Raw genomic sequence first — 22,465 nt, 5'->3', positions numbered from 1 at the left:
CGCCCGGCGACCGATGCCGGAATCCCTGGACAAGGGAAGACCCCCGCGACCGTGCGACCGGTCCGGGGGCGTGGCCAACGCTTCGAAGGAGCGTCAACATGAGTAACCCTATCGTCCGCCTTGTCGGACTGGTCCTGCGGCTGTTACTGCCCCCGTCGGGGCGGCGGCGTTTGGGTGGGGCTCCGGTCCCGACCCCGCGCGGGTGCGTCGCTCGAACCGCAACTGATCGGTGCCGCACCCGCGTTCCCCTCCTCCGAGGGGAGGACAACCGACTCGTACGCCCCTACCTCGACGCGCACGAGACCGCGCGGGCCCAGCGTCAGCGGCGGCGGGCCCTGTGGTTGGCCACGCACGGGGTCGACGTCGGGGCGCGGCGGATCCACGGCGTGGAGGTGGCCTGATGGGGCCCGCACCCGACGGCGCCGTGGTGCTGCGCTGGCAGCCCGCCGCCCGCAGTGTGCCGCTCGCCCGGCGGGAGTTGCGCCGCGCGCTCGCCCGGTGGGAGTGGGGGGCCGTCGAGGACGTCGCCTCGCTCGTGCTCTCCGAGCTGCTGACGAACGCCGTCCGGCACGGCCGCGTGGCCGGCCGCGAGGTCGAGACGCACTTCGCTCAAGTGCCGGGCGCCAGACTGCGTATCGAGGTCCATGACGCCTCCGAGCGGCGGCCGTTGATGGCGCTGCCCGACGGCGTCGGCGACGGCGGGTGGGGGCTTCCGCTCGTCGACAGTCTCGCCGTCAAGTGGGGGGTCTGCGACCGCCTCGGGACGGGAAAGCTGGTGTGGGCTGAGCTTGCCGTGGAGGGGGAGTCGGATGCGCCGTGAGGGTACTGCGTTAGGCCGGGTTGCGGGGCCGTACCACCGGGGCGCCCGGCGGCCGAAGCTCTGGGCGTTACGGGCCGACCGCTCCGGGAGCGGGCCGATCACCGAGGCCGAGTGCACCACCTGCCTGGACGGTTCCGGCGCGGCGGACGACGGGCGCGGGCCCGCCGTCTGGTGCCTGGCCCACGCCGAGGAGACCGGGCACACCGGCTTCCGCCGTATCCGTACCGACTTCTTCCGGGCGACCTCGTCCGTACCCGGTGACGGCGACGGTCCTCGCTGAGCGCGTGAGCGCGTTTTTCGTTTGCTGTTCCTAGGGGTCCTAGGTTAAACCTAGGACCCCTAGGAACGGTGGAGGACACATGGCGGCGGCGCGGGCAGGGCTGACGGCGGATCGAGTGACCCTCGCGGGCGCCGAGTTGGCGGACGAGGCGGGGCTCGACCAGGTGACCATGTCGCAGGTCGCGCGGCGGCTGGGCGTCAAGGACGCGAGCCTCTACTCGCACGTCCGCGGCCTGGAGGACCTGCGCGGCCGGATCGCCCTGCTGGCGGCCGACGAGAAGACCCTCCGCATCGCGGAGGCGACCGCCGGCCGTTCGGGCAAGGACGCGCTGGCTGCCTTCGCGAACGCCTGGCGGCAGTACGCCCACGCGCACCCCGGCCGCTACACGGCGACCCAGATTCCGATCCGGATCGATCCCGAACTCGCCGCGAACGCCCCCGGCCCGCGCCGCGCCGTCGAGCTGACCTACGGCATGCTGCGCGGCTACGGGCTCGCCGAGCCGGACCTGACCGACGCGGTCCGGCTGCTGCGGAGCACCTTCCACGGCTTCGTCGCCCTGGAGGCCGCTGGCGGGTTCGCGCACCAACGCGCGCCGCAGCAGTCCTGGGAACGCGCTCTCGACGCCCTCCACACCCTCCTGGAGCACTGGCCCCCGTCCCGAGAAGGAGACTCCGTATGACCGCCCCGACCCCCGGCAGCCTGCGCGTGAACGGCGCGACCCTGCACTACGAAGTACGTGGTCACGGCCCGCTCCTGCTCCTGATCCCCGGCGGGACGGGCGGCGCCGCCGCCTTCGACGGCTTCGCCGACGACCTGGCCGCCACGTACACGGTCGCCACCTACGACCCGCGCGGAATGTCCCGCAGCACGCTCGACGACCCCGAGGCCGAGCAGACCGTCGCCGAACACGCCGACGACGCGCTCCGCCTCCTTGACCTGCTCTCACCCCACGAGCCCGCCCAGGTGTTCGGCGCCAGCTCGGGCGCGATCACCGCCCTGCACCTGCTCACCACCCGCCCCGAACGCGTCGCACGCGTCGTGGCGCACGAGCCCCCGGCGATCATGGTCCTGCCGGACGCCGCCGACCATCGCGCGTTCCTCGCACGCGTGCAGGAGACCTTCCGTACGCAAGGGCTCATGCCGGCGTTGACCGTGTTCGGCGCAGGCCTCAAGGCGGACGGTGACACCACCGAGCCCGAGCCCGAGCCGAAGGCGGCCGACATCGAACTTCCGCCGCAGGCCGCGGCCAGGGCGGAGCAGACCATGGCCAACCTGCCGTACTTCGTCGGACGCATCGTCCCCGCCTTCATGTCCTACACCCCGGACCTGAACCGGCTGGCGGCCCTGTCGGACCGGCTCGTGCTCGCCGGCGGCGAGGACTCACGCGGCGAGTTGGCCTACCGCCCGGCCGCGCTCATGGCCGAGCGAATCGGCCGGGAACTGCTCCACTTCCCCGGCGGGCACGTCGGTTCGACCACGCATCCGACCCAGTTCGGCGAACTCCTCCTCACCGCGTTCCGCGTTCACCCCGCCTGAAGCATCAGACCGATGCCGATGACCATCAGGCCCGCCGCCGCGACCCGCGGGGCACCGAAGCGCTCCTTGAAGAAGAGCGCGCCGATCGCCGCGCCCACGATGATCGAGGACTCGCGGAGCGCGGCGATCGGGGCCAGCGGGGCCTTCGTCTGGGCCCACAGGACGAGGGCGTACGCCGTGACGGAGAGGACCGCGCCGAGGGCGCCCCGGGCCGCGTACGGGCGGAGTTGGGGGACGAGGTCCGCGCGGCGCCGCCACAGCGCGTACGCCGGGACCGCGGAGCCTTGCAGGATCATCAGCCACGCGATGTAACCGAGCGACGTGCCGGAGGCGCGGACGCCGACGCCGTCGACGACCGTGTAGAGCGCGATGGACAGGCCCGTCGCGCCGGCGGCGACCAGCGCCGGCCAGTGCGGGCGGGCGTCCTTGCCCCGGATGCCCCAGAGCGCGAGGCCCGTCAGGCCCGCGCACGCCACCGCCACCCCGAGCAGCTGCCAGCCGCCCGGCACCTCGTGGAGGAAGACCGCCGCGAGGACGGTCACGACGAGCGGGGCCGTACCGCGCGCGATCGGGTACATCTGCCCGAAGTCGCCCAGCGTGAACGAGCGCATGAGCAGGGCGTAGTAGCCGACGTGGAGCAGCGCGGAGGCGACCAGGTACGGCCAGGCACCGGCCGCCGGGAGCGGCACGAAGACGGCCATGAGCAGGCCGACCAGCACTCCGCCGCCGGAGATCAGCGTGAAGGACAGCAGCTGATCTTTGATGTGGTGCGCGATGGCGTTCCAGCTCGCGTGTGTGACGGCGGCGACGATCACCGCGAGGGTGACGAGCGGCGTCACGCGGAGGGCTCGCGGACGTCCACCAGGGTGGCGCCGGCGTGGGCGACCAGCGTCTTCGGGTCGATCGCGAAGACGGTGTGCGGGGTGCCCGCCGCCGCCCATACGACGTCGTGGTCGAGGACGCCCCGGTCGGCGAGGACCCGGGTCCTGGTCCGGTGACCGAAGGGCGGGACGCCCCCGATCGCGTACCCGGTCGTCTCCCGGACCGCCTTCGCGTCGGCCCGGGTGACCTTCTCGGCGCCCAGCTCCTCCCGTACCCGCTCGACGTCCACCCGCGAGGCGCCGTCCATGAGGACGAGGACCGGCACCCCGTCGGCGGCGAAGATCAGCGACTTCACGATCTCGGCGACCTCGCAGCCGATGGCCTCGGCGGCCTGCTGGGCGGTGCGGGTCTCGTCCGGGAAGCGCCGCACCTCGACGTCGAGGCCCAACTCCTGGAGAGCGGCGGCGAACTGGGGGTGCGCGGGGGAGGTCTCGTCAGCGGTCGTCATGGCCCGCACGCTAGCGGTAGCTGTACGGGCCACGCGACAGGGTTCCAGGGGTCGGTCAGCCGGGGCGACCGGTCGGCGAGTCGCCTGTCCCGTCAGCCGGCCTTGAGGACCGCCGCGACCACCGGGCCCGCCGCGTCGCCGCCGTGGCCGCCCTCCTCGACGACCGCCGCCGCCGCGAGGTCGCCCGAGTAGCCGGTGAACCAGCTGTTGGAAGTGGCCTGGCCGTCGATCTCGGCGGAGCCGGTCTTCGCACCCTTGGGGGAGGAGACCCCGGCCATCGCCTCCGTCGCGGTGCCGTCCGAAGCCGTCGCCGCTGCGTTCATCATCTTCCGCAGCCCCGTGGCGACCTCGGGGGAGAGCCGGTCGGCCTGGGCGAACTCCCGGTCGTCGAGCTCCTTCGCCACCAGGTACGGCTGGAGGAAGCCGCCGTTCTGCACGGTCGCGGAGAGCGAGGCGACGTTGAGAGCGCTCATCGTGATCTTGCCCTGGCCGATGTACGAGGCGGGCGTCTCGCTGCCGGCCGACTCGGGGACGCTGCCGTCCGCCGCCGTGACGCCCACCGCCCAGCTCTGGCCGATGCCGAAGGAGTCGCGGGCGGTGTCGCCGAGGGCGGTGTCCGCGATGCCCTTGTCGCTGAGGGTGCTGATCGCCTTGATGAAGGCGGTGTTGCAGGAGCGGCGGAACGCCGCGGTGAGGGTGCCGTTGGCGATGCTGAACTTGTCGAGGTTCTGGAAGGTGCGGCCCCTCGACAGCACGGTGGAAGGACACTCGACCTTGCTGTTCGGCGTCGCGATGCCGTTCTGCATCATCATCGCCGCCGTGACGATCTTCATCGTCGAGCCGGGAGCCTGGGCGCCCCGGAACGCGGTGTTGTAATCGGTGGCCGGGTTGTTGGCGACCGCCCGTATCGCGCCGGTCGACGGCTCTATCGCCGCCACCGAGGCGTTCCCGAACCTCTTGACCGCCTTCTCGGCCGCCGCCTGCACGCCCGCGTCGATGGTCGTCCTGAGCGTGCCCGGCTTCCCCTTCGACAGGACGAGGAGGGTGGTGTCGGGCACGGACTCGCTGCCCGATTCGATCCACGTCTCGACGCCGGTCGCGCCGCCCGCCTTCGCCCCGTACCGCTCGCGCAGCGTCGCCAGGACGGGGCGCAGCGAGGGGTACTTCTCCGCCGTCAGCTCCTTGCCGTTCCGGTCGACGGCCTTCACGGAGGGGGTCTTCGCGACGCCCGTCCGCAGGGTGGCGTCGGCGGTGAGCAGCTTCGGGTGGAGGACGGACGGCGCCCACTTCACCAGCGGCCGGCCGGTGGTCTGGCCCCGGACGACGGTCAGTTCGGAGGCGTACGACCAGGGCTTCGACACGCCCTCGAACGTGATCGTGGCCTTCACCGTGAACGGCACCTTCGCCCCGACGGGCGTCCCCGGCGTGATCTCGGCCGCCGAGACGCTCGCGCCGTCCCGGTAGGCCGCGACGGCCGACCCGGCCGTGACCGGGTCGTTCGTCAGCTGCGCGGCCTTCTCCGGCTCCCCGGCGGCCCAGGCCGCCAGGAAGTCCTTCGCGGTCGTCGTCACCTCGTCACCGGTGACGGGCCCGGTCTTCGGCGCGCTGCCGGAGTTGGACTTCACGGACGTGTCGCCGCCCGTGATCCCGTTGTAGAGGTTGAGCCCCCCGTATCCGACACCGCCGGCCACGACGAGGAACACGCCCCCGACGATCGCGGTCTTCGCTCCACTGCGCATGACTGCGCCTCCCCTCCCCAGGTGGCCGTCCAGTCAAGCAGCGTCCCTTCCGTGTGTCGAGCAACTACCGCCATATCCGTCACACTTGGCCGTCATCCCGACCCGTGCGGGATCCGTCAAACCCAGGTGTCGAGCCACATGCGGCCCCGCCATTGGTCTATCGGAATCGGCGTTCCCGTGTAGATGGGCCAGAAGTAGATGAAATTCCAGACGATCAGCAGAACGAGACATCCCGCCGCCACCGCGCCGAATGTCCGGCGCCTTTCCGATGAACCCCGGGGGCCGATGATCGCGCCCAGCATCATGGCCACCGCCAGGCACAGGAAAGGCACGAAGACGACCGCGTAGAAAAGGAAGATCGTGCGTTCCTGGTAGAGGAACCAGGGGACCCAGCCCGCCGCGATCGCGCAGGCGATCGCGCCCGCGCGCCAGTCGCGGCGGAAGGCCCAGCGCCACAGGATGTACAGGATCGCGAAGCAGGCGGCCCACCACAGGAGCGGGGTGCCGAGGGCCAGGACCTCCTGGGCGCACTTCTCCTTGGTGGTGGCCGGGCAGCCCGCGGTGCCGGGGGCGGGGGACTCGTAGAAGTACGAGACGGGGCGGCCGAGGACGATCCAGGACCAGGGGTTCGACTCGTACGTGTGCGGCGAGGTCAGGCCCACGTGGAACGAGTAGACCTCGGACTCGTAGTGCCAGAGGCTGCGCAGCCACTGCGGCAGCCAGCCCCAGGTGCTGTCCCCGCCGCCCGGGAGCTTGTCCTGCTGGGCGGCCCAGGTGCGGAAGTAGCCCTTGTCCGAGACGAGCCAGCCCGTCCAGGTCGCCAGGTACGTGGCGAGCGCCACCGGCACCACCGACACGAACGCCGGCACCAGGTCCTTCTTGATCACCGAGAGGTACGGGCGGACGGCGCCGCCCGTGCGGCGGCCCGCCACGTCCCACAGGACCGTCATCAGGCCGAACGCCACCATGACGTACAGGCCGTTCCACTTGGTCGCCGCCGCGAGGCCCAGCATCACGCCGGCCGCGATCCGCCACGGCCGCCACCCCATGCGCAGGGTCTCCGCGATCTCCGCGTCCGGCCGCAGCACCCCCTCCTCGTCCTCGGGGAGCGCCGCCGCGAGCCGTTTCCGGTTGCGGTCGCGGTCGACGACGAAACAGCCGAAGGAGGCGAGGACGAAGAACATCAGCACCTGGTCGAGGAGCGCCGTGCGGCTCATCACGAAGTGCAGTCCGTCGACGGCGAGCAGCAGGCCCGCCAGACAGCCCAGGAACGTCGAGCGGAAGAGCCGCCGGCCGATCCGGCACAGCATCAGCACCGACAGGGTGCCGAGCAGCGCCACCATGAAGCGCCAGCCGAAGGGCTCGAAGCCGAAGATCTTCTCGCCGACGCCGATGACCCACTTGCCCATCGGGGGATGGACGACGTACCCGGGGTCGGTCGGGATGAGCACCGCGCCCGGGTCGTTCAGGATCGTCTTGTCGATGTCCTTCGGCCAGGCCCCCTCGTACCCCTGGTTGATCAGGGCCCACGAGTCCTTGGCGTAGTACGTCTCGTCGAATATCACCGCGTGCGGCTTGCCCAGGTTCCAGAACCTGAGCAGCCCGGCGACCGCCGTGACCAGGAGCGGACCGCCCCAGGCCAGCAGCCGCCACAGCCGCTCGGCCGGTCCCGGGCCGATGCCGAGGAGCGACCACATGCGCGCCGACGGGCGGGCGTACGGGGGGTCGAGCCGCTCCCGCAGCCCGATGGGAGCGGGGTTCTCGGCGCGCGGCGCGTAGCCGAAGCGCCGCAGCCTCTGCTGCCACGAAGAGGGCTCTGCCACGGCGTGCCGGCCCTCCAGGGTCTCGGGTGCGGTACTGGTCACCGCGCCATCGTAGGGAACGCGCCTGTGCGCGTCGCCTGTCCGGGCTGGGAGGATGTCCCGTGTGACAGGAACGCTGGTACTCGCAGGGACCCCCATCGGTGACATCGCGGACGCTCCGCCCCGACTCGCCACCGAACTGGAGAACGCGGACATCGTGGCCGCCGAGGACACCCGGAGGCTGCGCGGCCTGACCCGGGCGCTCGGCATCCACACCTCGGGACGGGTCGTCTCGTACTTCGAGGGCAACGAGTCCGCCCGTACGCCCGAACTCGTCGAGGCGCTCGTGGGCGGCGCCCGTGTGCTGCTCGTCACCGACGCGGGCATGCCGTCCGTCTCGGACCCCGGCTACCGTCTGGTCGCCGCCGCCGTCGAGCAGGACATCAAGGTCACGGCCGTCCCCGGCCCGTCCGCCGTGCTCACCGCGCTCGCCCTCTCCGGGCTGCCCGTGGACCGCTTCTGCTTCGAGGGCTTCCTGCCCAGGAAGGCCGGGGAGCGGCTCGGACGGCTGCGGGAGGTCGCCGACGAGCGCCGCACCCTCGTCTACTTCGAGGCCCCGCACCGGCTCGACGACACGCTCGCCGCGATGGCCGAGGTCTTCGGCGCCGAGCGCCGCGCCGCCGTCTGCCGCGAGCTGACCAAGACGTACGAGGAGGTCAAGCGCGGCCCGCTCGCCGAGCTCGCGGCCTGGGCCGCCGAGGGCGTACGGGGTGAGATCACCGTCGTCGTCGAGGGCGCCCCGGAGGCCGACCCCGGCGAGCTCGACGCCGCGGAGCTGGTGCGCAGGGTGCAGGTGCGCGAGGAGGCGGGGGAGCGGCGCAAGGAGGCGATCGTCGCGGTCGCGGCCGAGACGGGGCTGCCCAAGCGCGAGGTCTTCGATGCGGTCGTCGCGGCAAAGAACGCGGCAAAGGGCTGAGGGACCATTCCCCGGAAACGGTAAAGGACTAATCTGAAAGGCAAAGCCGAACCCGGCGCCGGGACTCTTCACAGGGCGCTTGGCAAGGGAAGAGCCAAAAGCCTTCCATGGTTCGTCTCCTGCTGATGCGCTCCGGCCCGAAAAGGCGTCCACTGATCAGTGGAGAGGAGCTGGCATGAGCGAGATCACCGGCACCGGCATATCCGTCGCCCATGAGGCGTACGCCTTCGCCTGCATGCGCTGTGGATACGGCTGGGAGCAGGCGTACGACATCGAGCACCACGTCGACGCCGCCGGCCACGAATTCGTCGTCTACAAGGCCGAAGGGGAGCGGGTCCCGTCCCCGCTGTCCAGTCCCACCTGCATGAACTGCGGCGGTCACGTCGTCCGGATCATGCGCGCGGGGCAGGTGTCGTCGGTGCTCGACCTGATCGCCGCGACGGAGAAGCACCAGCACGGGGCGAAGGCCACCAAGCCCGTCTCGATGGCCGGGCCCATCGGGCAGGAGCTCACTGAAGACACTGTGGACACCGTGGGCACGGCGGGCACGGCGGGCACCGCGGGCCAGGAGACCCCGCCGGTGCCGCACCACTGGCACCTCTCCGACCTCCTGCACCCCTTCCGCAACCGCGAAAGGTAGTCGCCGGAAGTCGCCGGTATCCGCGAGCGTCGGCACTCGTGGCCCTCGTACGATCGGGACCATGAGTGCCAAGGACGCCCCGCCGCCGCTGCCCGAACCCCTCCTCGTGGAGGTCGCGGACTCGCACACCCACCTGGACATGCAGTCCGGGACCGTCGAGGAGGCCCTGGTCAAGGCCGCCGCCGTCGGTGTCACCACGGTCGTGCAGGTCGGCTGCGACGTGAAGGGCTCCCAGTGGGCCGCCGAGACCGCCGCCGCCCACGCCCACGTGCACGCGGCCGTCGCCCTGCATCCCAACGAAGCGCCCCGGATCGTGCTCGGGGACCCCGACGGCTGGTCCCGGCAGGGTGCGCGTGAGGGGGGCGGGGACGCCGCCCTCGACGACGCGCTCGCCGAGATCGACCGCCTGGCCGCCCTGCCGCACGTCCTCGGCGTCGGCGAGACCGGTCTCGACTACTTCCGTACGGGACCCGAGGGCATGGCCGCGCAGGAGCGTTCCTTCCGCGCCCACATCGAGATCGCCAAGCGGCACGGCAAGACGCTCGTCATCCACGACCGCGAGGCGCACGACGACGTGCTCCGCGTCCTCGACGAGGAGGGCGCCCCCGAGCGGACCGTCTTCCACTGCTACTCCGGCGACGCCGCCATGGCCGAGATCTGCGCCGCCAAGGGCTACTACATGTCCTTCGCCGGCAACGTCACCTTCAAGAACGCCCAGCACCTGCGGGACGCGCTCGCCGTCGCCCCGCTGGAACTCGTCCTCGTCGAGACCGACGCGCCCTACCTCACCCCCGCGCCCTTCCGGGGTCGCCCCAACGCCCCGTACCTCATCCCCGTCACCGTCCGGGCGATGGCGGCCGTGCGCGGGATCGGGGAGAACGACCTCGCCGAGGCGCTCGCCGTCAACACGGCCCGCGCCTTCGATTACTGATCCATAACGGTTACGTGTCGTAGCCGGATAGTTCGGGAGAGTGACCGTGGCCGGGGCTAGTGTCCCGGCCTCGTGAGTACTTCCCAGGGCAGTCACCGAGCCGGACGGCGAGCGGCGACCCTGCCCGTCCACGAGCAGCCGACCCAAGCCGCGCCGCTCGTCGCCCCCGGGGGCCCGGAAACATGGGCCTCCGGTGTCGGATCCCCCGGTGGTGTCCCTGGTGCCGGAGCCCCCGGTGCGGGGGCCCCCGGTGTCGTCCCCGGCCAAGGCGGCTCCCGCGCCGGGGCCCGGCGCGCCGCCCGCCGCCGCAAGACCTCCGGCACGACCCGGGACGGCCTCCGGCGGCTCGTCCCGCAGGCCCTCGTCGTCGCCTTCCTCGCCGGCGGCACCAGCGCCTTCGTCGCCAACGACAAGGCCGTCCGGCTCTCCGTCGACGGCGTCCCGCGCAGCCTCCACACCTTCGCCGACGACATCGACGAGCTCCTCGCCCACGAGGGCCTGACCGTCGGCGCCCACGACATCGTCGCCCCCGCCCCCGGCGAGGCCCTGGCCAACGGCGACGACGTCGTCGTCCGGTACGGGCGGCCGATCACCCTCACCCTCGACGGGCGGCGCCACCAGATCTGGACCACCGCCAGGACCGTCGAGGGCGCGCTGCGCCAGCTCGGGGTCCGCGCCGAGGGCGCGTACCTGTCCGTCTCCCGCGCGGCCCCCATCTCCCGCCAGGGCCTCGCCCTCGACGTCCGCACCGAGCGGGCCGTCACCTTCCTCGCCGACGGCCGCGAGCGCGTCGTCCGCACCAACGCCGCCACCATCCGCGAGGCCCTCGCCGAGGCCGGGATCACCCTCTCCGGCCAGGACACCACCTCCGTAGCGGCCGACGCCTTCCCCCGCGACGGCCAGACGGTCACCGTGCTGCGCATCACCGGCTCCCGGCAGGTACGGGAGGAAGCGATCCCGTACGCCGTCGAGAAGGTCCGCGACCCGGAGCTCTTCGCCGGCACCGAGACCGTCGAACGGCAGGGCGTCGCGGGCGTCCGCCGCGTCACGTACACCTTCCGCACGGTCAACGGCGTCCGGCAGAAGCCCCGCAGGACCGGCGAGGAGATCGTCCGCGAACCCGTCAGCCGCAAGGTCCGGATCGGCACCCGCGCGCTGCCCACCTCCGTCGCCGGGGCCGACGGCCTCGACTGGGGCGCGCTCGCCGCCTGCGAGTCCGGCGGCCGCCCGAACGCCGTCGACCCCTCGGGGACGTACGGCGGGCTCTACCAGTTCGACCCCGGCACCTGGCGCTCCCTCGGCGGCACCGGCACCGCCCAGAACGCGCCCGCCTCGGAGCAGACCTTCCGCGCGAAGAAGCTGTACGTCCAGCGGGGGGCGAGTCCGTGGCCCCACTGCGGCAGGCGACTGCACGGGTGAGACGGGGTGAGACGGGGTGAGACGGGGTGAGGCGGGGTGAGATGGGGTGAGACGTGGGACTGCCCCACGGCTGCCCCGTAGGCTGTACCGGTGAGCACCACCACCGGCCCCGAAAGCCCCGACGCCCTCCTCGGCCCCGCCGACATCCGTGAGCTGGCCGCCGCCCTCGGCGTGCGCCCCACGAAGCAGAAGGGCCAGAACTTCGTCATCGACGCCAACACCGTCCGGCGGATCGTCCGCACGGCCGAGGTACGGCCCGACGACGTCGTCGTGGAGGTGGGGCCCGGACTCGGCTCCCTCACCCTGGCCCTCCTGGAGGCCGCGGACCGGGTGACGGCCGTCGAGATCGACGACGTGCTGGCCGCCGCGCTGCCCGCCACGATCCAGGCCCGCATGCCCGCGCGCGCCGACCGCTTCGCGCTCGTCCACTCCGACGCCATGCAGGTGCAGGAGCTCCCGGGCCCGGCGCCCACGGCGCTCGTCGCCAACCTGCCGTACAACGTCGCCGTGCCGGTCCTGCTCCACATGCTGGAGCGGTTCCCGACCATCGAGCGGACCCTCGTCATGGTCCAGGCCGAGGTCGCCGACCGGCTCGCCGCCAAGCCCGGCAACAAGGTCTACGGCGTCCCGTCGGTCAAGGCGAACTGGTACGCGGAGGTGAAGCGGGCCGGCTCCATCGGCCGCAACGTCTTCTGGCCCGCGCCGAACGTCGACTCCGGTCTCGTCTCCCTCGTCCGCCGCACCGAGCCGCTCGCGACCACCGCCTCCCGCAAGGAGGTCTTCGCGGTCGTCGACGCGGCCTTCGCGCAGCGCCGCAAGACCCTGCGCGCGGCCCTCGCGACGTGGGCGGGCTCGCCCGCCGCCGCCGAGGAGGCCCTGGTCAAGGCCGGGATCTCGCCGCAGGCGCGCGGCGAGGCACTGACGGTCGAGGAGTTCGCGAGGATCGCGGAGGCGAAGGCGTGACCACTCCCAGCAGCGTGACCGTCCGCGTACCGGCGAAGGTCAATGTCCAGCTGGCCGTCGGCGCGGCCCGCCCCGACGGCTTCCACGACCTCGCCAACGTCTTCCTCGCCGTCTCCCTGTACGACGAGGTCACCGCCACCCCGGCCGCCGAGCTGACCGTCACCTGCGAGGGCCCCGACGCCGACAAGGTGCCGCTGGACCGCACGAACCTCGCCGCGCGCGCCGCCGAGCTGCTCGCCGCCCGGCACGGCATCTCCCCGGACGTGCACCTGCACATCGCCAAGGACATCCCGGTCGCCGGTGGCATGGCGGGCGGCAGCGCGGACGGCGCGGGCGCCCTGCTCGCCTGCGACGCGCTGTGGGGCCTGAACACCCCGCGCGCCGAGCTCCTGGACATCTGCGCCGAACTCGGCTCCGACGTGCCGTTCAGCCTGGTCGGCGGGGCGGCGCTCGGCACCGGCCGCGGCGAGAAGCTCACCGAGCTGCCGGTCGGCGGCACCTTCCACTGGGTGTTCGCCGTCGCGGACGGCGGGCTGTCGACCCCGGCGGTGTACGGCGAGTTCGACCGCCTCACCGAAGGCGCCGACGTCCCCGCCCCGACCGCCTCCCCGCTCCTCCTGGACGCCCTCCGCGCCGGCGACACCACCGCGCTCGCGGGCGCCCTCGTCAACGACCTCCAGGCGGCGGCGCTCTCCCTGCGCCCGTCCCTCGCGGCGACCCTGACGGCCGGCACGGACGCGGGCGCACTCGCCGCCCTGGTCTCCGGCTCGGGCCCCACGACGGCCTTCCTGACGAAGGACGCGGAGTCGGCGCGGTCCGTCGCGACGGCCCTCATCGCCTCGGGCACGTGCCGCACGGCACGCGTGGCGACGTCGCCGGCGGCGGGCGCGGTCGTCCTCCCGACTGCCTGACACCTTCCCGTTCACTTGCGCCTGCCACCCTGGGCCCGTCGGTTCGGACGAGCCCAGGGGGGCATCGCGTGACGGTGTGGCGGTGGTGGAAGTCGACGACGGCGAGACACCGGCCGGTGCTGAAGATGGTGGACGAGTGCGGCCAGGTCGTGTTCTTCGCCTTTCTCGGCGTCCTGTGGGTTCTGATCCCGCCCTGGGACGGGTTCTGGCGGTGGCCGGCCGTCGCGGTCGACACCCTCCTGTTCCTCGGCGCCTGCCGAGGCGCCCGGCACGCCGTGCGTGTCTGGCGGAAGTGGCGCGACAACCCCGGCTACTCACTTACCGGTTGAGTATCCGCACCCTGTCGGGCCCCGGCCCCCGCGCGGGACCGTACGAGCATGGGAATCAGCGCTCGTGAACTCGCCGCCGCGACACCCGCGACCCGGGACCGGTACATCGATCTGCTGCGGGTCGCCTCGCTCGCGGTCGTCGTGCTCGGGCACTGGCTCATGGCGGCCGTCGCCGGGGACGGGCAGATCGGGAACCTCCTCGCCGTCGTGCCCGAGCTCCAGCTCGTGACCTGGGTCTTCCAGGTCATGCCGGTGTTCTTCTTCGTCGGCGGCTTCTCGCACGCCCTCGCCCACCGCTCCCGCCCCGCGTACGCCTCCTTCCTGCGGGCCCGGCTCCAGCGGCTGCTGCGGCCGACGATGGTCTTCGTCGCGGTGTGGGGTGCCGCCGCGCTCGTGCTCCAGCTGACCGGGGCCGACGGCGGGCTCACCGGGGTCGCGCTGCGTCTGGTCACGCAGCCGCTCTGGTTCATCGGGATCTATCTCGCGATGGTCGCCTTCACCCCGCCGCTGCTGCGGCTGCACGAGCGGTGGGGCTGGGGCGCGTTCGCCGCGCTCGCGGGCGGGGCGGTCGCCGTGGACGTGCTGCGGTTCGCCGCCGGGGTGCCGTTCGTCGAGTTCCTGAACTTCGCGTTCGTGTGGCTGGCGGTCCACCAGCTCGGCTTCCTGCGCGCCGACGGCATGATCCGCCGCCCGGCGCTGCTCGCCGGCGCGGGGCTCCTCGGTGCCGCCGCGCTCGTGGCCCTCGGCCCGTATCCGCTCTCGATGGTCGGGATGCCCGGTGAGAAGGTCTCGAACATGGCCCCGCCGACGCTCGCCCTGCTCTGCCACGGCCTGTGGCTGGTCGGCGCGGTCGAGCTGCTGCGGGGGCCGGGGGCGCGGTTCGTCGCGCGGGCCGGGGTGTGGCGGGCGGTGGTCGCCGCCAACGGGATCGCGATGACCGCGTTCCTCTGGCATCTGACGGCGATGCTCGGCGTGTACGGGGCGCTGCTCGGGTCCGGGGTCGGCCTGCCCGCCCCGGCGTCCGGCGCCTGGTGGGCGCAGGTCCCGCTCCGGATGGTGGCGGCGGTCGTCCTCACCGCGGTACTCGTCGCCGTGTTCCGCCGCTTCGAGGCCCCGGTCCCGGCCGCGCCGGCGACCGGCGAGGGCGGTCCTGTCGCGGCCCTGGGCATCACCCTCGCGCTGCTGGGGGTCCTGGGGCTCTCGATGACGGGCTTCGCGGGGCTCCTGACCGGCCACTCGGCGACCCTGATCGCCGTCCCGGTCACGGCCCCGGCGGCCGTCGGCCTCGCCCTGGCGGGCTGGCTGCTGGTGGAGCGGGCGGGGCGGCGCGGGGCCGGGGGCGGTTGGCGGTGACGTCAGTCGTCGAGACGCTCGTCGTCGATGTTCACGGTCACGGTGCCCGGGGGGTAGAGGTCCTCCCGGTCCGTCAGGATCAGGTCCATGGTGGGACGGTGCGGTGCGGGCAGCGCGGTGTAGAGCGCGTGGCAGACGTCGGGTCCGCCGAATCCGCCGCGAACCATCCGCGCGACGGTCACCGACGCCACCGTGTCGAGAGGGACGACGTCGATGCCGGGGAGCGCCAAGGCCGCGTCACCCGCCCCTTCGTCCTCCGTCTCGGCTTGGAGCAGGCACAGGGCAGGCACCTGGAGATGCCGAAACGGCGAGGCCGCCGCGTTGTCGGCGACGCGCTGGAGCTTGCGGTGGCCGCGGGCGAGGGCGAGCACGGCGGAGGTGTCGAGAATGATCACGCCGCCGTGTCTCCCAGGGCGCGGCGGGCGTTCGCGGCGGCGATCTCGTAGACCTTGTCGAGGGCGTTCGGCGTCGCGTCGAACTCTTCGTCGGTGAGCGTGGAGTGCATGCGCTCGCGCATGATCCGTCGGCTCTCGGCGACCTTCTCGCGCGCCTGCGCGGCCGTGAGCTGGGACGCGGCCAGTTCGGTGACCAGCGCTCCTATCGTGGTGCCCCGCTCGCGGGCCAACGAGGCGAGGTGGTCGCGGGTGGTGTCCGGCACCTTGATGGTGGAGTCAGCCATACCTCCACGGTACACCGCTGGTGTACCGGAGGTGTACTCGCGGCGGCAACGTACTCTGGGACGTCGATCGATCCCCCGTACAGGAAGAGTCAACGTGGCCGTCAACCTGGTCAATGTCGAGGCCGTCAGCAAGGTGTACGGCACCCGTGCCCTGCTCGACGGGGTCTCGCTCGGTGTCTCCGAAGGGGACCGGATCGGGGTCGTCGGGCGCAACGGCGACGGCAAGACCACCCTCATCCGCATGCTCGCCAAGCTGGAGGAGGCCGACACCGGCCGCGTCACGCACATCGGCGGGCTGCGGCTCGGCGTGCTCACGCAGCACGACTCGCTCGACCCGAAGGCCACCATCCGGCACGAGGTCATCGGCGTCATGGCCGACCACGAGTGGGCCGGCAGCGCCAAGATCCGCGACGTGCTCACCGGGCTCTTCGGCGGGCTCGACCTGGCCGGCTTCGAGCAGGGCCTCGACACCGTCATCGGTCCGCTCTCCGGCGGCGAGCGCCGCCGCATCGCGCTCGCCAAGCTCCTCATCGAGGACCAGGACCTGATCGTCCTCGACGAGCCCACCAACCACCTCGACGTCGAGGGCATCTCGTGGCTCGCCCAGCACCTCCAGGAGCGCCGCTCGGCGCTCGTCTGCGTCACCCACGACCGCTGGTTCCTCGACCAGGTCTGCACCCGCATGTGGGACGTGCAGCGCGGTGACGTGCACGAGTACGAGGGCGGCTACTCCGACTACGTCTTCGCCCGCGCCGAGCGCGACCGCATCGCGGCCACGGAGGAGACCAAGCGCCAGAACCTGATGCGCAAGGAGCTGGCCTGGCTGCGGCGCGGCGCCCCCGCCCGTACGTCCAAGCCGCGCTACCGCATCGAGGCGGCCAACGAGCTGATCGCCGACGTGCCGCCGCCGCGCGACACCAGCGAGCTGATGAAGTTCGCCAACGCCCGCCTCGGCAAGACGGTCTTCGACCTGGAGGACGTGACCGTCACCGCCGGTCCGAAGACGCTCCTCCAGCACCTCACCTGGCAGCTGGGCCCCGGCGACCGCATCGGCCTCGTCGGCGTCAACGGCGCGGGCAAGACCTCACTCCTGCGCGCGCTCGCCGACGCCGCCGTCTCCGACGGCGAGCAGCAGCCCGCCGCGGGCAAGGTCGTCGTCGGCAAGACCGTCCGCCTCGCCTACCTCTCGCAGGACGTCACCGAGCTCCCCGGCTCGCTGCGCGTCCTGGAGGCCGTGCAGCAGATCCGCGACCGCGTCGACCTCGGCAAGGGCCGCGAGATGACGGCCGGCCAGCTCTGCGAGCAGTTCGGCTTCACCAAGGAGAAGCAGTGGACGCCGGTCGGCGACCTCTCCGGCGGTGAGCGCCGCCGCCTCCAGCTGCTGCGCCTGCTCATGGACGAGCCGAACGTCCTCTTCCTCGACGAGCCCACCAACGACCTCGACATCGAGACCCTGACGCAGCTGGAGGACCTCCTCGACGGCTGGCCGGGCTCCATGGTCGTCATCTCCCACGACCGGTTCTTCATCGAGCGCACCACCGACAAGACGCTCGCGCTGCTCGGCGACAAGACGCTGCGGATGCTGCCGCGCGGCATCGACGAGTACCTGGAGCGCCGCCGGAAGATGATCGATGCGGCCGTCCCGGCGCCCGCCGCCGCGGCCGCGCCGCAGAAGGCGGGCGTCTCCGCCGCCGACGCGCGCGCCGCGAAGAAGGAGCTCCAGAAGGTCGAGCGGCAGCTCGACAAGGTCGCCCAGAAGGAGGCGAAGCTGCACACGCAGATCGCCGACAACGCGACCGATTTCGAGAGGGTGGCGAAGCTCGACGCGGAGCTCCGGGAACTGGTCGGGGAGCGCGAGGAGTTGGAGATGCGCTGGCTCGAACTGGCCGAGGACGCCTGAGGCCGACCGGCCCCGACGTCGACAGGACGCATAACAAGGGCATCACGGGCCGGTCCTCCCTTGGGTACAAGGGGCGGACCGGTCGCTTTTGCGCCATCGCGTGAGTGGTAGAAAGAAAAGTCGCTCACGTCAAGGGGGAACCGCTGATGACCCAGCCGCCCAGCAACCAGCCGCCGGGGGGCTTCGGAGCCCCTCAGGACCCGAACCAGGTCCCGGCCCCGGGCATGCCGCCCGTCCCGCCCGTCCCGCCGCAGGCACCGCCGGTGCCGCCGCAGGCCCCGCAGGCGGGCGCGCCCGGCGCACCCGGCCAGCCGGCCCAGCCGGGCCCGTACGGGCAGCCTCCGCAGCCGCAGCAGCCCGGCTACGGATATCCGCAGCAGCCGGGCCAGCCGGCCCAGCCCGGTCCGTACGGGCAGCCGCCGCAGCAGCCCTACGGCTACCCGCAGCAGCAGCCCGGCCCGTACGGCCAGCAGCCGCAGCAGCCGGGTCCGTACGGCCAGCAGCCCGGCCCGTACGGCGGCGGCTACCCCACGCAGCCCATGTACCAGGGCGGCCCCACCCCGCCGCCCGCGCCGGGCGGCGGTGGCCTCAAGGGCCGGACCGGTCTCGTCGCGGGCGTGGCGGCCGGTGCCGTCCTGATCGCGGCCGTCACCACCTGGGCGGTCGTCGGCGGCGGGGACGACGAGAAGACCCCGATCTCCCAGCCGACCGTGACCGCGAGCCCCTCGACCTCGGGGTCCGACGCCCCGAAGCCGACCGAGTCGGTGGACGAGGGCGACGGTTCGGGCGACGGCCGGGGCGGCGACGACGACCTCAACGCCGGCCGCAAGCCCGGCGAGGCGAAGGTCGGCTGGCTGCTCAAGAACAACGTCGACCTGCCGCGCAACGGCGCCGACGTCCTCGGCCCGTGGATCGTCGGCGACGTCGTCGTCAAGGCGATGTACAAGAGCATCGACGGCTACAGCCTCAGCGACGGCTCCCTGAAGTGGCACGTCGACGTGCCGTTCGAGCTGTGCGCGGCCCCGCCGGCCCCCTCCTCCGGCGGCTTCATGGTCTTCGGGCACAACGACAGCGCCAAGGACGGCGCCAAGTGCCTCGGGCTCCAGCAGGTGAACCTGAAGACCGGCAAGGTGGGCTGGAAGAAGTCCGTCCCCAAGCCGACCGGTCTCTTCGCCTTCTCCGACAACACCCTGGCCATCAGCGGCAACACGGTCACCGCGGCCGGTTCCAGCACCGCGTACGGCTTCTCCCTCGCCGACGGCAAGCAGCTCTTCAAGGGCGCCACCACCGGCTGCAAGCCCTTCGCCTTCGCCGGCGGCAGCAAGCTGATCGCCGCCATGGACTGCCCCTCGGGCAGCACCACGAAGAAGATCCAGGCGGTCGGCGAGGTCGACCCGGCCACCGGCAAGCCCAAGTACACCTTCCAGCTGGAGGCGAACTGGGAGGTCGACAAGGTCTACTCGGTCGACCCGCTGGTCGTCTCCGCCACCCAGCGCGATCAGAAGAAGTGGACCATCTTCGCGCTCGACGCCAAGGGCAAGCTCCGCTCGCAGATCCAGGGCGGCAAGGACAAGTTCGCCCCGTCCTGCGGCGGCAGCTTCGTCATCTTCGGCAAGAACCTCCAGGGCTGCACGGGTGTCGCCGCCGACGCGAACACCTTCTACATGGCCACCGAGACCTCGTACGGCAAGTCCAACGAGGTCGTCGCCTTCGACCTGAAGACCGGGAAGCCCAAGTGGCGTTCCAAGGCGCCGGAAGAGCAGTCGATGACCCCGCTGCGCATGGAGGGCGGCCAGGTCCTGGTCTACGTCGACCCGAAGTACGACAAGGGCGGCGCCGTCGCGACCATCGCCCCGACCGGCGGTGCGCCGAAGATCGTCCTCCAGCACCCGGCCTCGACCGCCGAGATCGAGAACAGCTTCTACGACCCGGGGTTCGCCTACGGCAGCGGCACCTTCGTCGTGACGAGCGGGCGCGTCTCCGCGTCGAACGACAAGGAAGAGAAGCAGGTCAAGACGATGATGGCGTTCAGCAAGTGAGGTATTCGGACCGATGACGCAGCCACCTCCGCCCCCGCCGAACCAGCCCCCGGATCCCCAGGGCGGCGGCTTCGGCGCGCCCACGCCCCCGCAGCAGCCGCCGGGTTACGGCTACCCGCAGCAGCCGCCCGCTCAGCAGCCCGACCCGGGGTACGGCTACCCGCAGCAGCCGCCGGCCCCGCAGCCCGAGCCCGGCTACGGCTACCCGCAGCAGCCGCCGGCTCAGCAGCCCGACCCGGGGTACGGCTACCCGCAGCAGCCCCCGGCGGCTCCGCAGCAGTCCCCGTACGGCTACCCGACGGCCCCGCAGCAGCAGCCCGTCCAGCCGCCGTACGGCTACCCGGCGCAGCCGCAGCAGCCCTACGGCGGTCACCCGCAGACCGGCTACCCGCAGACCGCCCCGATCCCGGCCGCGGCGCCCGGCGGCAAGAAGCTGTCGGCGCAGCTCCAGATCGTGATCGCGGCGGCCGTCGCCGTCGTCCTGATCGTCGGCGCCGGCATCTGGTACGCCAACTCCGAGAGCGGCGGCGGCAAGGACGACGAGGCCAAGACCTCGGCCGGCACCTCGCAGGGCACGTCGCAGGGCGGCTCCGGTAGCGACGGCGGCAACGGCGAGTCGAAGGGGACGGGCGGGGGCGGCAGCGAGAAGGCGCCGGCCGAGACCCAGGCGAAGCTCACCTTCCAGCTGCCCAAGCCCGGGGTCCCGGACGTCACCGACGTCTCCGGCTCCTGGGTCACCGACAAGGCGTACGTGAAGACGGGCGTGAACTCGCTCGCCGGCTACGACCTCGCCAAGGGCACGCCCGTCTGGACGCTGCCGCTGACCGGCCAGATCTGCGGCGTCTCGCGTCACGTGACCGCCGACAACAAGCTGCCGATCCTCTTCGAGGCCACCAAGCGGGTCCCGCCGCGCTACTACCAGCAGTGCACCGAGGTCGGCGTGGTCGACCTGAACACGGGCAAGCTGCTCTGGTCCACCTCGGTCACCGGTGGTTCCGCCGGCGACCAGAAGGCCCGGTTCAGCGAGGTCACGGTCAGCGGCAAGACGGTCGCGGCCGGCGGCAACGACGGAGGCGCCGCCTTCGACATCGCCAACGGCAACCCGCGCTGGAAGCCGCAGGCCAACGACGAGGACTGCTTCGACCTGGGGTACGGCGGCGGCGAGGGCCTCGTCGCGGTCCGCAAGTGCGGCCCGTACGACACCCAGTACGTGCTGATCCAGAACCTCAACCCGACGACGGGCGCGCCGCTCTCGCAGTACAAGATGCCCACGGGCGTGAAGTACGCGTCGATCGTCTCCACCAAGCCGCTGGTCGTCGCGGCCGACGTCGGCGACAGCGCCGGTGACGGCAGCGGCATCTCGGACTTCTTCTCCCTCGACGAGAAGACCGGCAAGCTGAAGGCGAAGATCACGGCGGACGCCGACCAGTACGCGGGCCGCTGCCGCTCGACGAAGGTCGAGTCCTGCACCAAGGTCCTCGTCGGCAACGGCCGGCTGTACGTGCCGACCGAGGAGCACGAGGGCTCCACCGGGGAGTACGGCGACGAGACCAACGAGGTCATCGCCTTCGACCTGGCCACCGGTCAGACGGCGCCGGAGAAGGCGGACGCGGGCGACAAGTACACGCTCGTCCCGCTCCGCATGGACGGCGGCAGTCTCATCGCCTACAAGGCCCCGCCCTACGACAAGGGCGGGCGGATCGTCTCCCTCGACGGCGTCACCATGAAGGAGACGCTTCTCCTGGAGAACCCGGCGGACGCCACGGTCAACGACATCGAGAACTCCTTCTCGCCGGACTACTCGGAGATCCTGTACCGCGACGGAAGGGTGTTCATGTCCGCCATGATGCTCTCCAAGCCGCGGGCGTCGGCATCGCCGGACGACAAGGAACCTCTGGCGGTGTCGTACAGCACCCGCTGAACCCGCCGACGCCGTACGGAACGCCGTACGGGCGTCCGTGGAGACTCGCGCGGCCCGGCGCATCGGTTCACCCCGATGCGCCGGGCCGTTTGCGTGGTGCGCGGGCTGGTGAGGAATTCGAGGTCGAGCGGGCCGTGCCGGGTGACGGCGGGCCCGGAGGATGGGGGATGACCGGGATGGGCGTACGCCTCGTGGTGGTCGACGACCACCGACTGCTCGCCGAGGCGCTGGCCTCGGCGCTGAAGCTGCGCGGGCACCGGGTGCTCGCGGCGGCGGCGCCGGTGGCGGGTGCGGCGGAGCTCGTGGTGAGCAGGGCGCCGGAGGTGTGCCTGCTGGGCACCGCGGCCCCCGCCGAACCGGGCGCCTTCGACGTGGTCGTCCGGATCAAGCGGGAGCGGCCGCAGGTGGCCGTGGTGGTGCTCGGTCCCGTGCCGTCGCCGCGCGGGATCGCGGCGGCCTTCGCGGCCGGGGCCTCGGGGTACGTCCGGCACGACGAGCGCATCGAGGGCGTGGAGCGCGCGCTCGTGAAGGTCCGGGCGGGGGAGACGGCGGTGGCGCCGCAGCTGTTGCAGGCGGCCTTCGCGGAGCTGCTCAACCCGGCGGTGCGGCAGGACGACGAGGGGCAGCGACTGCTGCGGCTGCTCACGCAGCGGGAGGTGGAGGTCCTCGTCCGGGTCGCGGAGGGGGAGGACACCCGGCTGATCGCGGCGGGGATGCGGATCGCGCCGAGCACGGCGCGGACGCATGTGCAGCGGGTCCTGATGAAGCTGGGCGTGGGCTCGCGCCTGGAGGCGGCGGCGCTCGCGGCGCGCACGGGGCTCCTCGACCGGGCGGTGCCGACGCAGCGCGGCACGTTCTCGTAATCCTTCGGTCAGATGTCCGTCCGTCCGTGTGAGC

General features: G+C 72.4%; 22 protein-coding genes. 16 read left to right on the top strand and 6 right to left on the bottom strand.

From position 1 onward, the window contains the following. Nucleotides 1-400: 400 nt before the first annotated feature. The 4 genes from ACFC0G_RS14850 to ACFC0G_RS14835 all read left to right on the top strand — a co-directional run bounded on the left by ACFC0G_RS14850 (nt 401) and on the right by ACFC0G_RS14835 (nt 2,636). The gene (locus ACFC0G_RS14850) at nt 401-820 is read left to right on the top strand and encodes an ATP-binding protein (RefSeq protein WP_376402707.1); all 420 of its coding nucleotides are present in this window, start codon (nt 401-403) and stop codon (nt 818-820) included. After that, nucleotides 810-1,100: a hypothetical protein gene (locus ACFC0G_RS14845; protein WP_376402704.1), complete on the top strand. Its 291-nt coding sequence runs from the start codon at nt 810-812 to the stop codon at nt 1,098-1,100. Before ACFC0G_RS14850 ends, ACFC0G_RS14845 begins: the two co-directional genes overlap by 11 nt. A 79-nt stretch (nt 1,101-1,179) precedes the next feature. Beyond that, the gene (locus ACFC0G_RS14840; RefSeq protein ID WP_376402701.1) at nt 1,180-1,779 is read left to right on the top strand and encodes a TetR/AcrR family transcriptional regulator; all 600 of its coding nucleotides are present in this window, start codon (nt 1,180-1,182) and stop codon (nt 1,777-1,779) included. After that, complete coding sequence (locus ACFC0G_RS14835; protein WP_376402698.1) at nt 1,776-2,636, top strand: alpha/beta fold hydrolase; 861 nt, start codon at nt 1,776-1,778, stop codon at nt 2,634-2,636. The genes ACFC0G_RS14840 and ACFC0G_RS14835 overlap by 4 nt, the downstream gene beginning before the upstream one ends. Here ACFC0G_RS14835 and ACFC0G_RS14830 read toward each other — a convergent pair. The 4 genes from ACFC0G_RS14830 to ACFC0G_RS14815 form a co-directional block, all read right to left on the bottom strand. Continuing rightward, nucleotides 2,624-3,475, bottom strand: a complete 852-nt coding sequence (locus ACFC0G_RS14830) for an EamA family transporter (protein ID WP_376402695.1) — start codon at nt 3,473-3,475, stop codon at nt 2,624-2,626. The two genes, ACFC0G_RS14835 and ACFC0G_RS14830, sit on opposite strands and share 13 nt — an antisense overlap. Continuing rightward, the gene (locus ACFC0G_RS14825) at nt 3,472-3,966 is read right to left on the bottom strand and encodes a YbaK/EbsC family protein (RefSeq protein ID WP_376402692.1); all 495 of its coding nucleotides are present in this window, start codon (nt 3,964-3,966) and stop codon (nt 3,472-3,474) included. The genes ACFC0G_RS14830 and ACFC0G_RS14825 overlap by 4 nt, the downstream gene beginning before the upstream one ends. 92 nt (nt 3,967-4,058) lie before the next feature. After that, nucleotides 4,059-5,705, bottom strand: coding sequence for a penicillin-binding transpeptidase domain-containing protein (locus ACFC0G_RS14820; protein ID WP_376402689.1), 1,647 nt, complete (start codon nt 5,703-5,705; stop codon nt 4,059-4,061). Nucleotides 5,706-5,821: 116 nt separating this feature from the next. Next, nucleotides 5,822-7,570 carry a dolichyl-phosphate-mannose--protein mannosyltransferase gene (locus ACFC0G_RS14815; protein WP_376402687.1) on the bottom strand — a complete coding sequence of 583 codons (1,749 nt, stop codon included), beginning with the start codon at nt 7,568-7,570 and terminating at the stop codon, nt 5,822-5,824. A gap of 52 nt (nt 7,571-7,622) precedes the next feature. Here ACFC0G_RS14815 and rsmI point away from each other — a divergent pair, with 52 nt between their 5' ends. The 8 genes from rsmI (at nt 7,623) to ACFC0G_RS14775 (ending at nt 15,029) form a co-directional block, all read left to right on the top strand. Continuing rightward, nucleotides 7,623-8,483 (top strand): 16S rRNA (cytidine(1402)-2'-O)-methyltransferase, encoded by an 861-nt coding sequence (rsmI, locus tag ACFC0G_RS14810; RefSeq protein ID WP_376402684.1) that lies wholly within the window; start codon nt 7,623-7,625, stop codon nt 8,481-8,483. Between the two features lie 175 nt (nt 8,484-8,658). Next, the gene (locus ACFC0G_RS14805; protein ID WP_376402681.1) at nt 8,659-9,123 is read left to right on the top strand and encodes a hypothetical protein; all 465 of its coding nucleotides are present in this window, start codon (nt 8,659-8,661) and stop codon (nt 9,121-9,123) included. 61 nt (nt 9,124-9,184) lie between these two features. Then, a complete protein-coding gene (locus tag ACFC0G_RS14800) occupies nt 9,185-10,054 on the top strand; it encodes a TatD family hydrolase (protein ID WP_376402678.1) in 870 nt (289 codons plus the stop codon). A 72-nt stretch (nt 10,055-10,126) separates the two neighbouring features. Beyond that, on the top strand, nt 10,127-11,473 hold the full coding sequence (locus ACFC0G_RS14795; RefSeq protein ID WP_376402674.1) for a ubiquitin-like domain-containing protein: 1,347 nt from the start codon (nt 10,127-10,129) through the stop codon (nt 11,471-11,473). Nucleotides 11,474-11,563: 90 nt separating this feature from the next. Next, the gene (gene rsmA, locus ACFC0G_RS14790) at nt 11,564-12,436 is read left to right on the top strand and encodes a 16S rRNA (adenine(1518)-N(6)/adenine(1519)-N(6))-dimethyltransferase RsmA (protein WP_055643021.1); all 873 of its coding nucleotides are present in this window, start codon (nt 11,564-11,566) and stop codon (nt 12,434-12,436) included. Beyond that, nucleotides 12,433-13,347: a 4-(cytidine 5'-diphospho)-2-C-methyl-D-erythritol kinase gene (locus ACFC0G_RS14785; protein WP_376402670.1), complete on the top strand. Its 915-nt coding sequence runs from the start codon at nt 12,433-12,435 to the stop codon at nt 13,345-13,347. The genes rsmA and ACFC0G_RS14785 overlap by 4 nt, the downstream gene beginning before the upstream one ends. A 116-nt stretch (nt 13,348-13,463) precedes the next feature. Beyond that, complete coding sequence (locus ACFC0G_RS14780; RefSeq protein WP_376402667.1) at nt 13,464-13,676, top strand: hypothetical protein; 213 nt, start codon at nt 13,464-13,466, stop codon at nt 13,674-13,676. A gap of 48 nt (nt 13,677-13,724) precedes the next feature. After that, nucleotides 13,725-15,029, top strand: coding sequence for an acyltransferase (locus tag ACFC0G_RS14775; RefSeq protein WP_376402665.1), 1,305 nt, complete (start codon nt 13,725-13,727; stop codon nt 15,027-15,029). A 2-nt stretch (nt 15,030-15,031) separates the two neighbouring features. Here the strand turns inward: ACFC0G_RS14775 and ACFC0G_RS14770 are convergent, their stop codons facing one another. Beyond that, nucleotides 15,032-15,424, bottom strand: coding sequence for a hypothetical protein (locus tag ACFC0G_RS14770; protein WP_376402662.1), 393 nt, complete (start codon nt 15,422-15,424; stop codon nt 15,032-15,034). Beyond that, nucleotides 15,421-15,708 (bottom strand): hypothetical protein, encoded by a 288-nt coding sequence (locus ACFC0G_RS14765; protein WP_376402658.1) that lies wholly within the window; start codon nt 15,706-15,708, stop codon nt 15,421-15,423. The genes ACFC0G_RS14770 and ACFC0G_RS14765 overlap by 4 nt, the downstream gene beginning before the upstream one ends. A gap of 94 nt (nt 15,709-15,802) precedes the next feature. On the opposite strand from ACFC0G_RS14765, the gene ACFC0G_RS14760 reads away from it, so the two are divergent. The 4 genes from ACFC0G_RS14760 to ACFC0G_RS14745 all read left to right on the top strand — a co-directional run bounded on the left by ACFC0G_RS14760 (nt 15,803) and on the right by ACFC0G_RS14745 (nt 22,431). Continuing rightward, complete coding sequence (locus ACFC0G_RS14760; RefSeq protein WP_376402655.1) at nt 15,803-17,608, top strand: ABC-F family ATP-binding cassette domain-containing protein; 1,806 nt, start codon at nt 15,803-15,805, stop codon at nt 17,606-17,608. 146 nt (nt 17,609-17,754) lie between these two features. Next, nucleotides 17,755-19,647, top strand: coding sequence for a PQQ-binding-like beta-propeller repeat protein (locus ACFC0G_RS14755; protein ID WP_376402652.1), 1,893 nt, complete (start codon nt 17,755-17,757; stop codon nt 19,645-19,647). A gap of 13 nt (nt 19,648-19,660) precedes the next feature. Beyond that, nucleotides 19,661-21,568 (top strand): PQQ-binding-like beta-propeller repeat protein, encoded by a 1,908-nt coding sequence (locus ACFC0G_RS14750; RefSeq protein ID WP_376402650.1) that lies wholly within the window; start codon nt 19,661-19,663, stop codon nt 21,566-21,568. Nucleotides 21,569-21,744: 176 nt separating this feature from the next. Further along, nucleotides 21,745-22,431 carry a response regulator transcription factor gene (locus ACFC0G_RS14745; RefSeq protein WP_376403298.1) on the top strand — a complete coding sequence of 229 codons (687 nt, stop codon included), beginning with the start codon at nt 21,745-21,747 and terminating at the stop codon, nt 22,429-22,431. Nucleotides 22,432-22,465 lie beyond the last annotated feature (34 nt).

The organism is Streptomyces sp. NPDC056169 (assembly GCF_042268445.1).
GTDB lineage: Bacteria > Actinomycetota > Actinomycetes > Streptomycetales > Streptomycetaceae > Streptomyces.
This window is presented reverse-complemented; position numbering and strand designations above follow the sequence as displayed.

Coding starts and splice junctions, on each gene's coding strand:
- ACFC0G_RS14840 (WP_376402701.1), top strand. CDS start 1,180: ATGGCGGCGGCGCGGGCAGGGCTGACGGCGGATCGAGTGACCCTCGCG.
- ACFC0G_RS14820 (WP_376402689.1), bottom strand. CDS start 5,705: ATGCGCAGTGGAGCGAAGACCGCGATCGTCGGGGGCGTGTTCCTCGTC.
- ACFC0G_RS14745 (WP_376403298.1), top strand. CDS start 21,745: ATGGGCGTACGCCTCGTGGTGGTCGACGACCACCGACTGCTCGCCGAG.
- rsmI (WP_376402684.1), top strand. CDS start 7,623: ATGTCCCGTGTGACAGGAACGCTGGTACTCGCAGGGACCCCCATCGGT.
- ACFC0G_RS14750 (WP_376402650.1), top strand. CDS start 19,661: ATGACGCAGCCACCTCCGCCCCCGCCGAACCAGCCCCCGGATCCCCAG.
- ACFC0G_RS14800 (WP_376402678.1), top strand. CDS start 9,185: ATGAGTGCCAAGGACGCCCCGCCGCCGCTGCCCGAACCCCTCCTCGTG.
- ACFC0G_RS14755 (WP_376402652.1), top strand. CDS start 17,755: ATGACCCAGCCGCCCAGCAACCAGCCGCCGGGGGGCTTCGGAGCCCCT.
- ACFC0G_RS14775 (WP_376402665.1), top strand. CDS start 13,725: ATGGGAATCAGCGCTCGTGAACTCGCCGCCGCGACACCCGCGACCCGG.
- ACFC0G_RS14835 (WP_376402698.1), top strand. CDS start 1,776: ATGACCGCCCCGACCCCCGGCAGCCTGCGCGTGAACGGCGCGACCCTG.
- ACFC0G_RS14765 (WP_376402658.1), bottom strand. CDS start 15,708: ATGGCTGACTCCACCATCAAGGTGCCGGACACCACCCGCGACCACCTC.
- ACFC0G_RS14825 (WP_376402692.1), bottom strand. CDS start 3,966: ATGACGACCGCTGACGAGACCTCCCCCGCGCACCCCCAGTTCGCCGCC.
- ACFC0G_RS14850 (WP_376402707.1), top strand. CDS start 401: ATGGGGCCCGCACCCGACGGCGCCGTGGTGCTGCGCTGGCAGCCCGCC.
- ACFC0G_RS14845 (WP_376402704.1), top strand. CDS start 810: ATGCGCCGTGAGGGTACTGCGTTAGGCCGGGTTGCGGGGCCGTACCAC.
- ACFC0G_RS14805 (WP_376402681.1), top strand. CDS start 8,659: ATGAGCGAGATCACCGGCACCGGCATATCCGTCGCCCATGAGGCGTAC.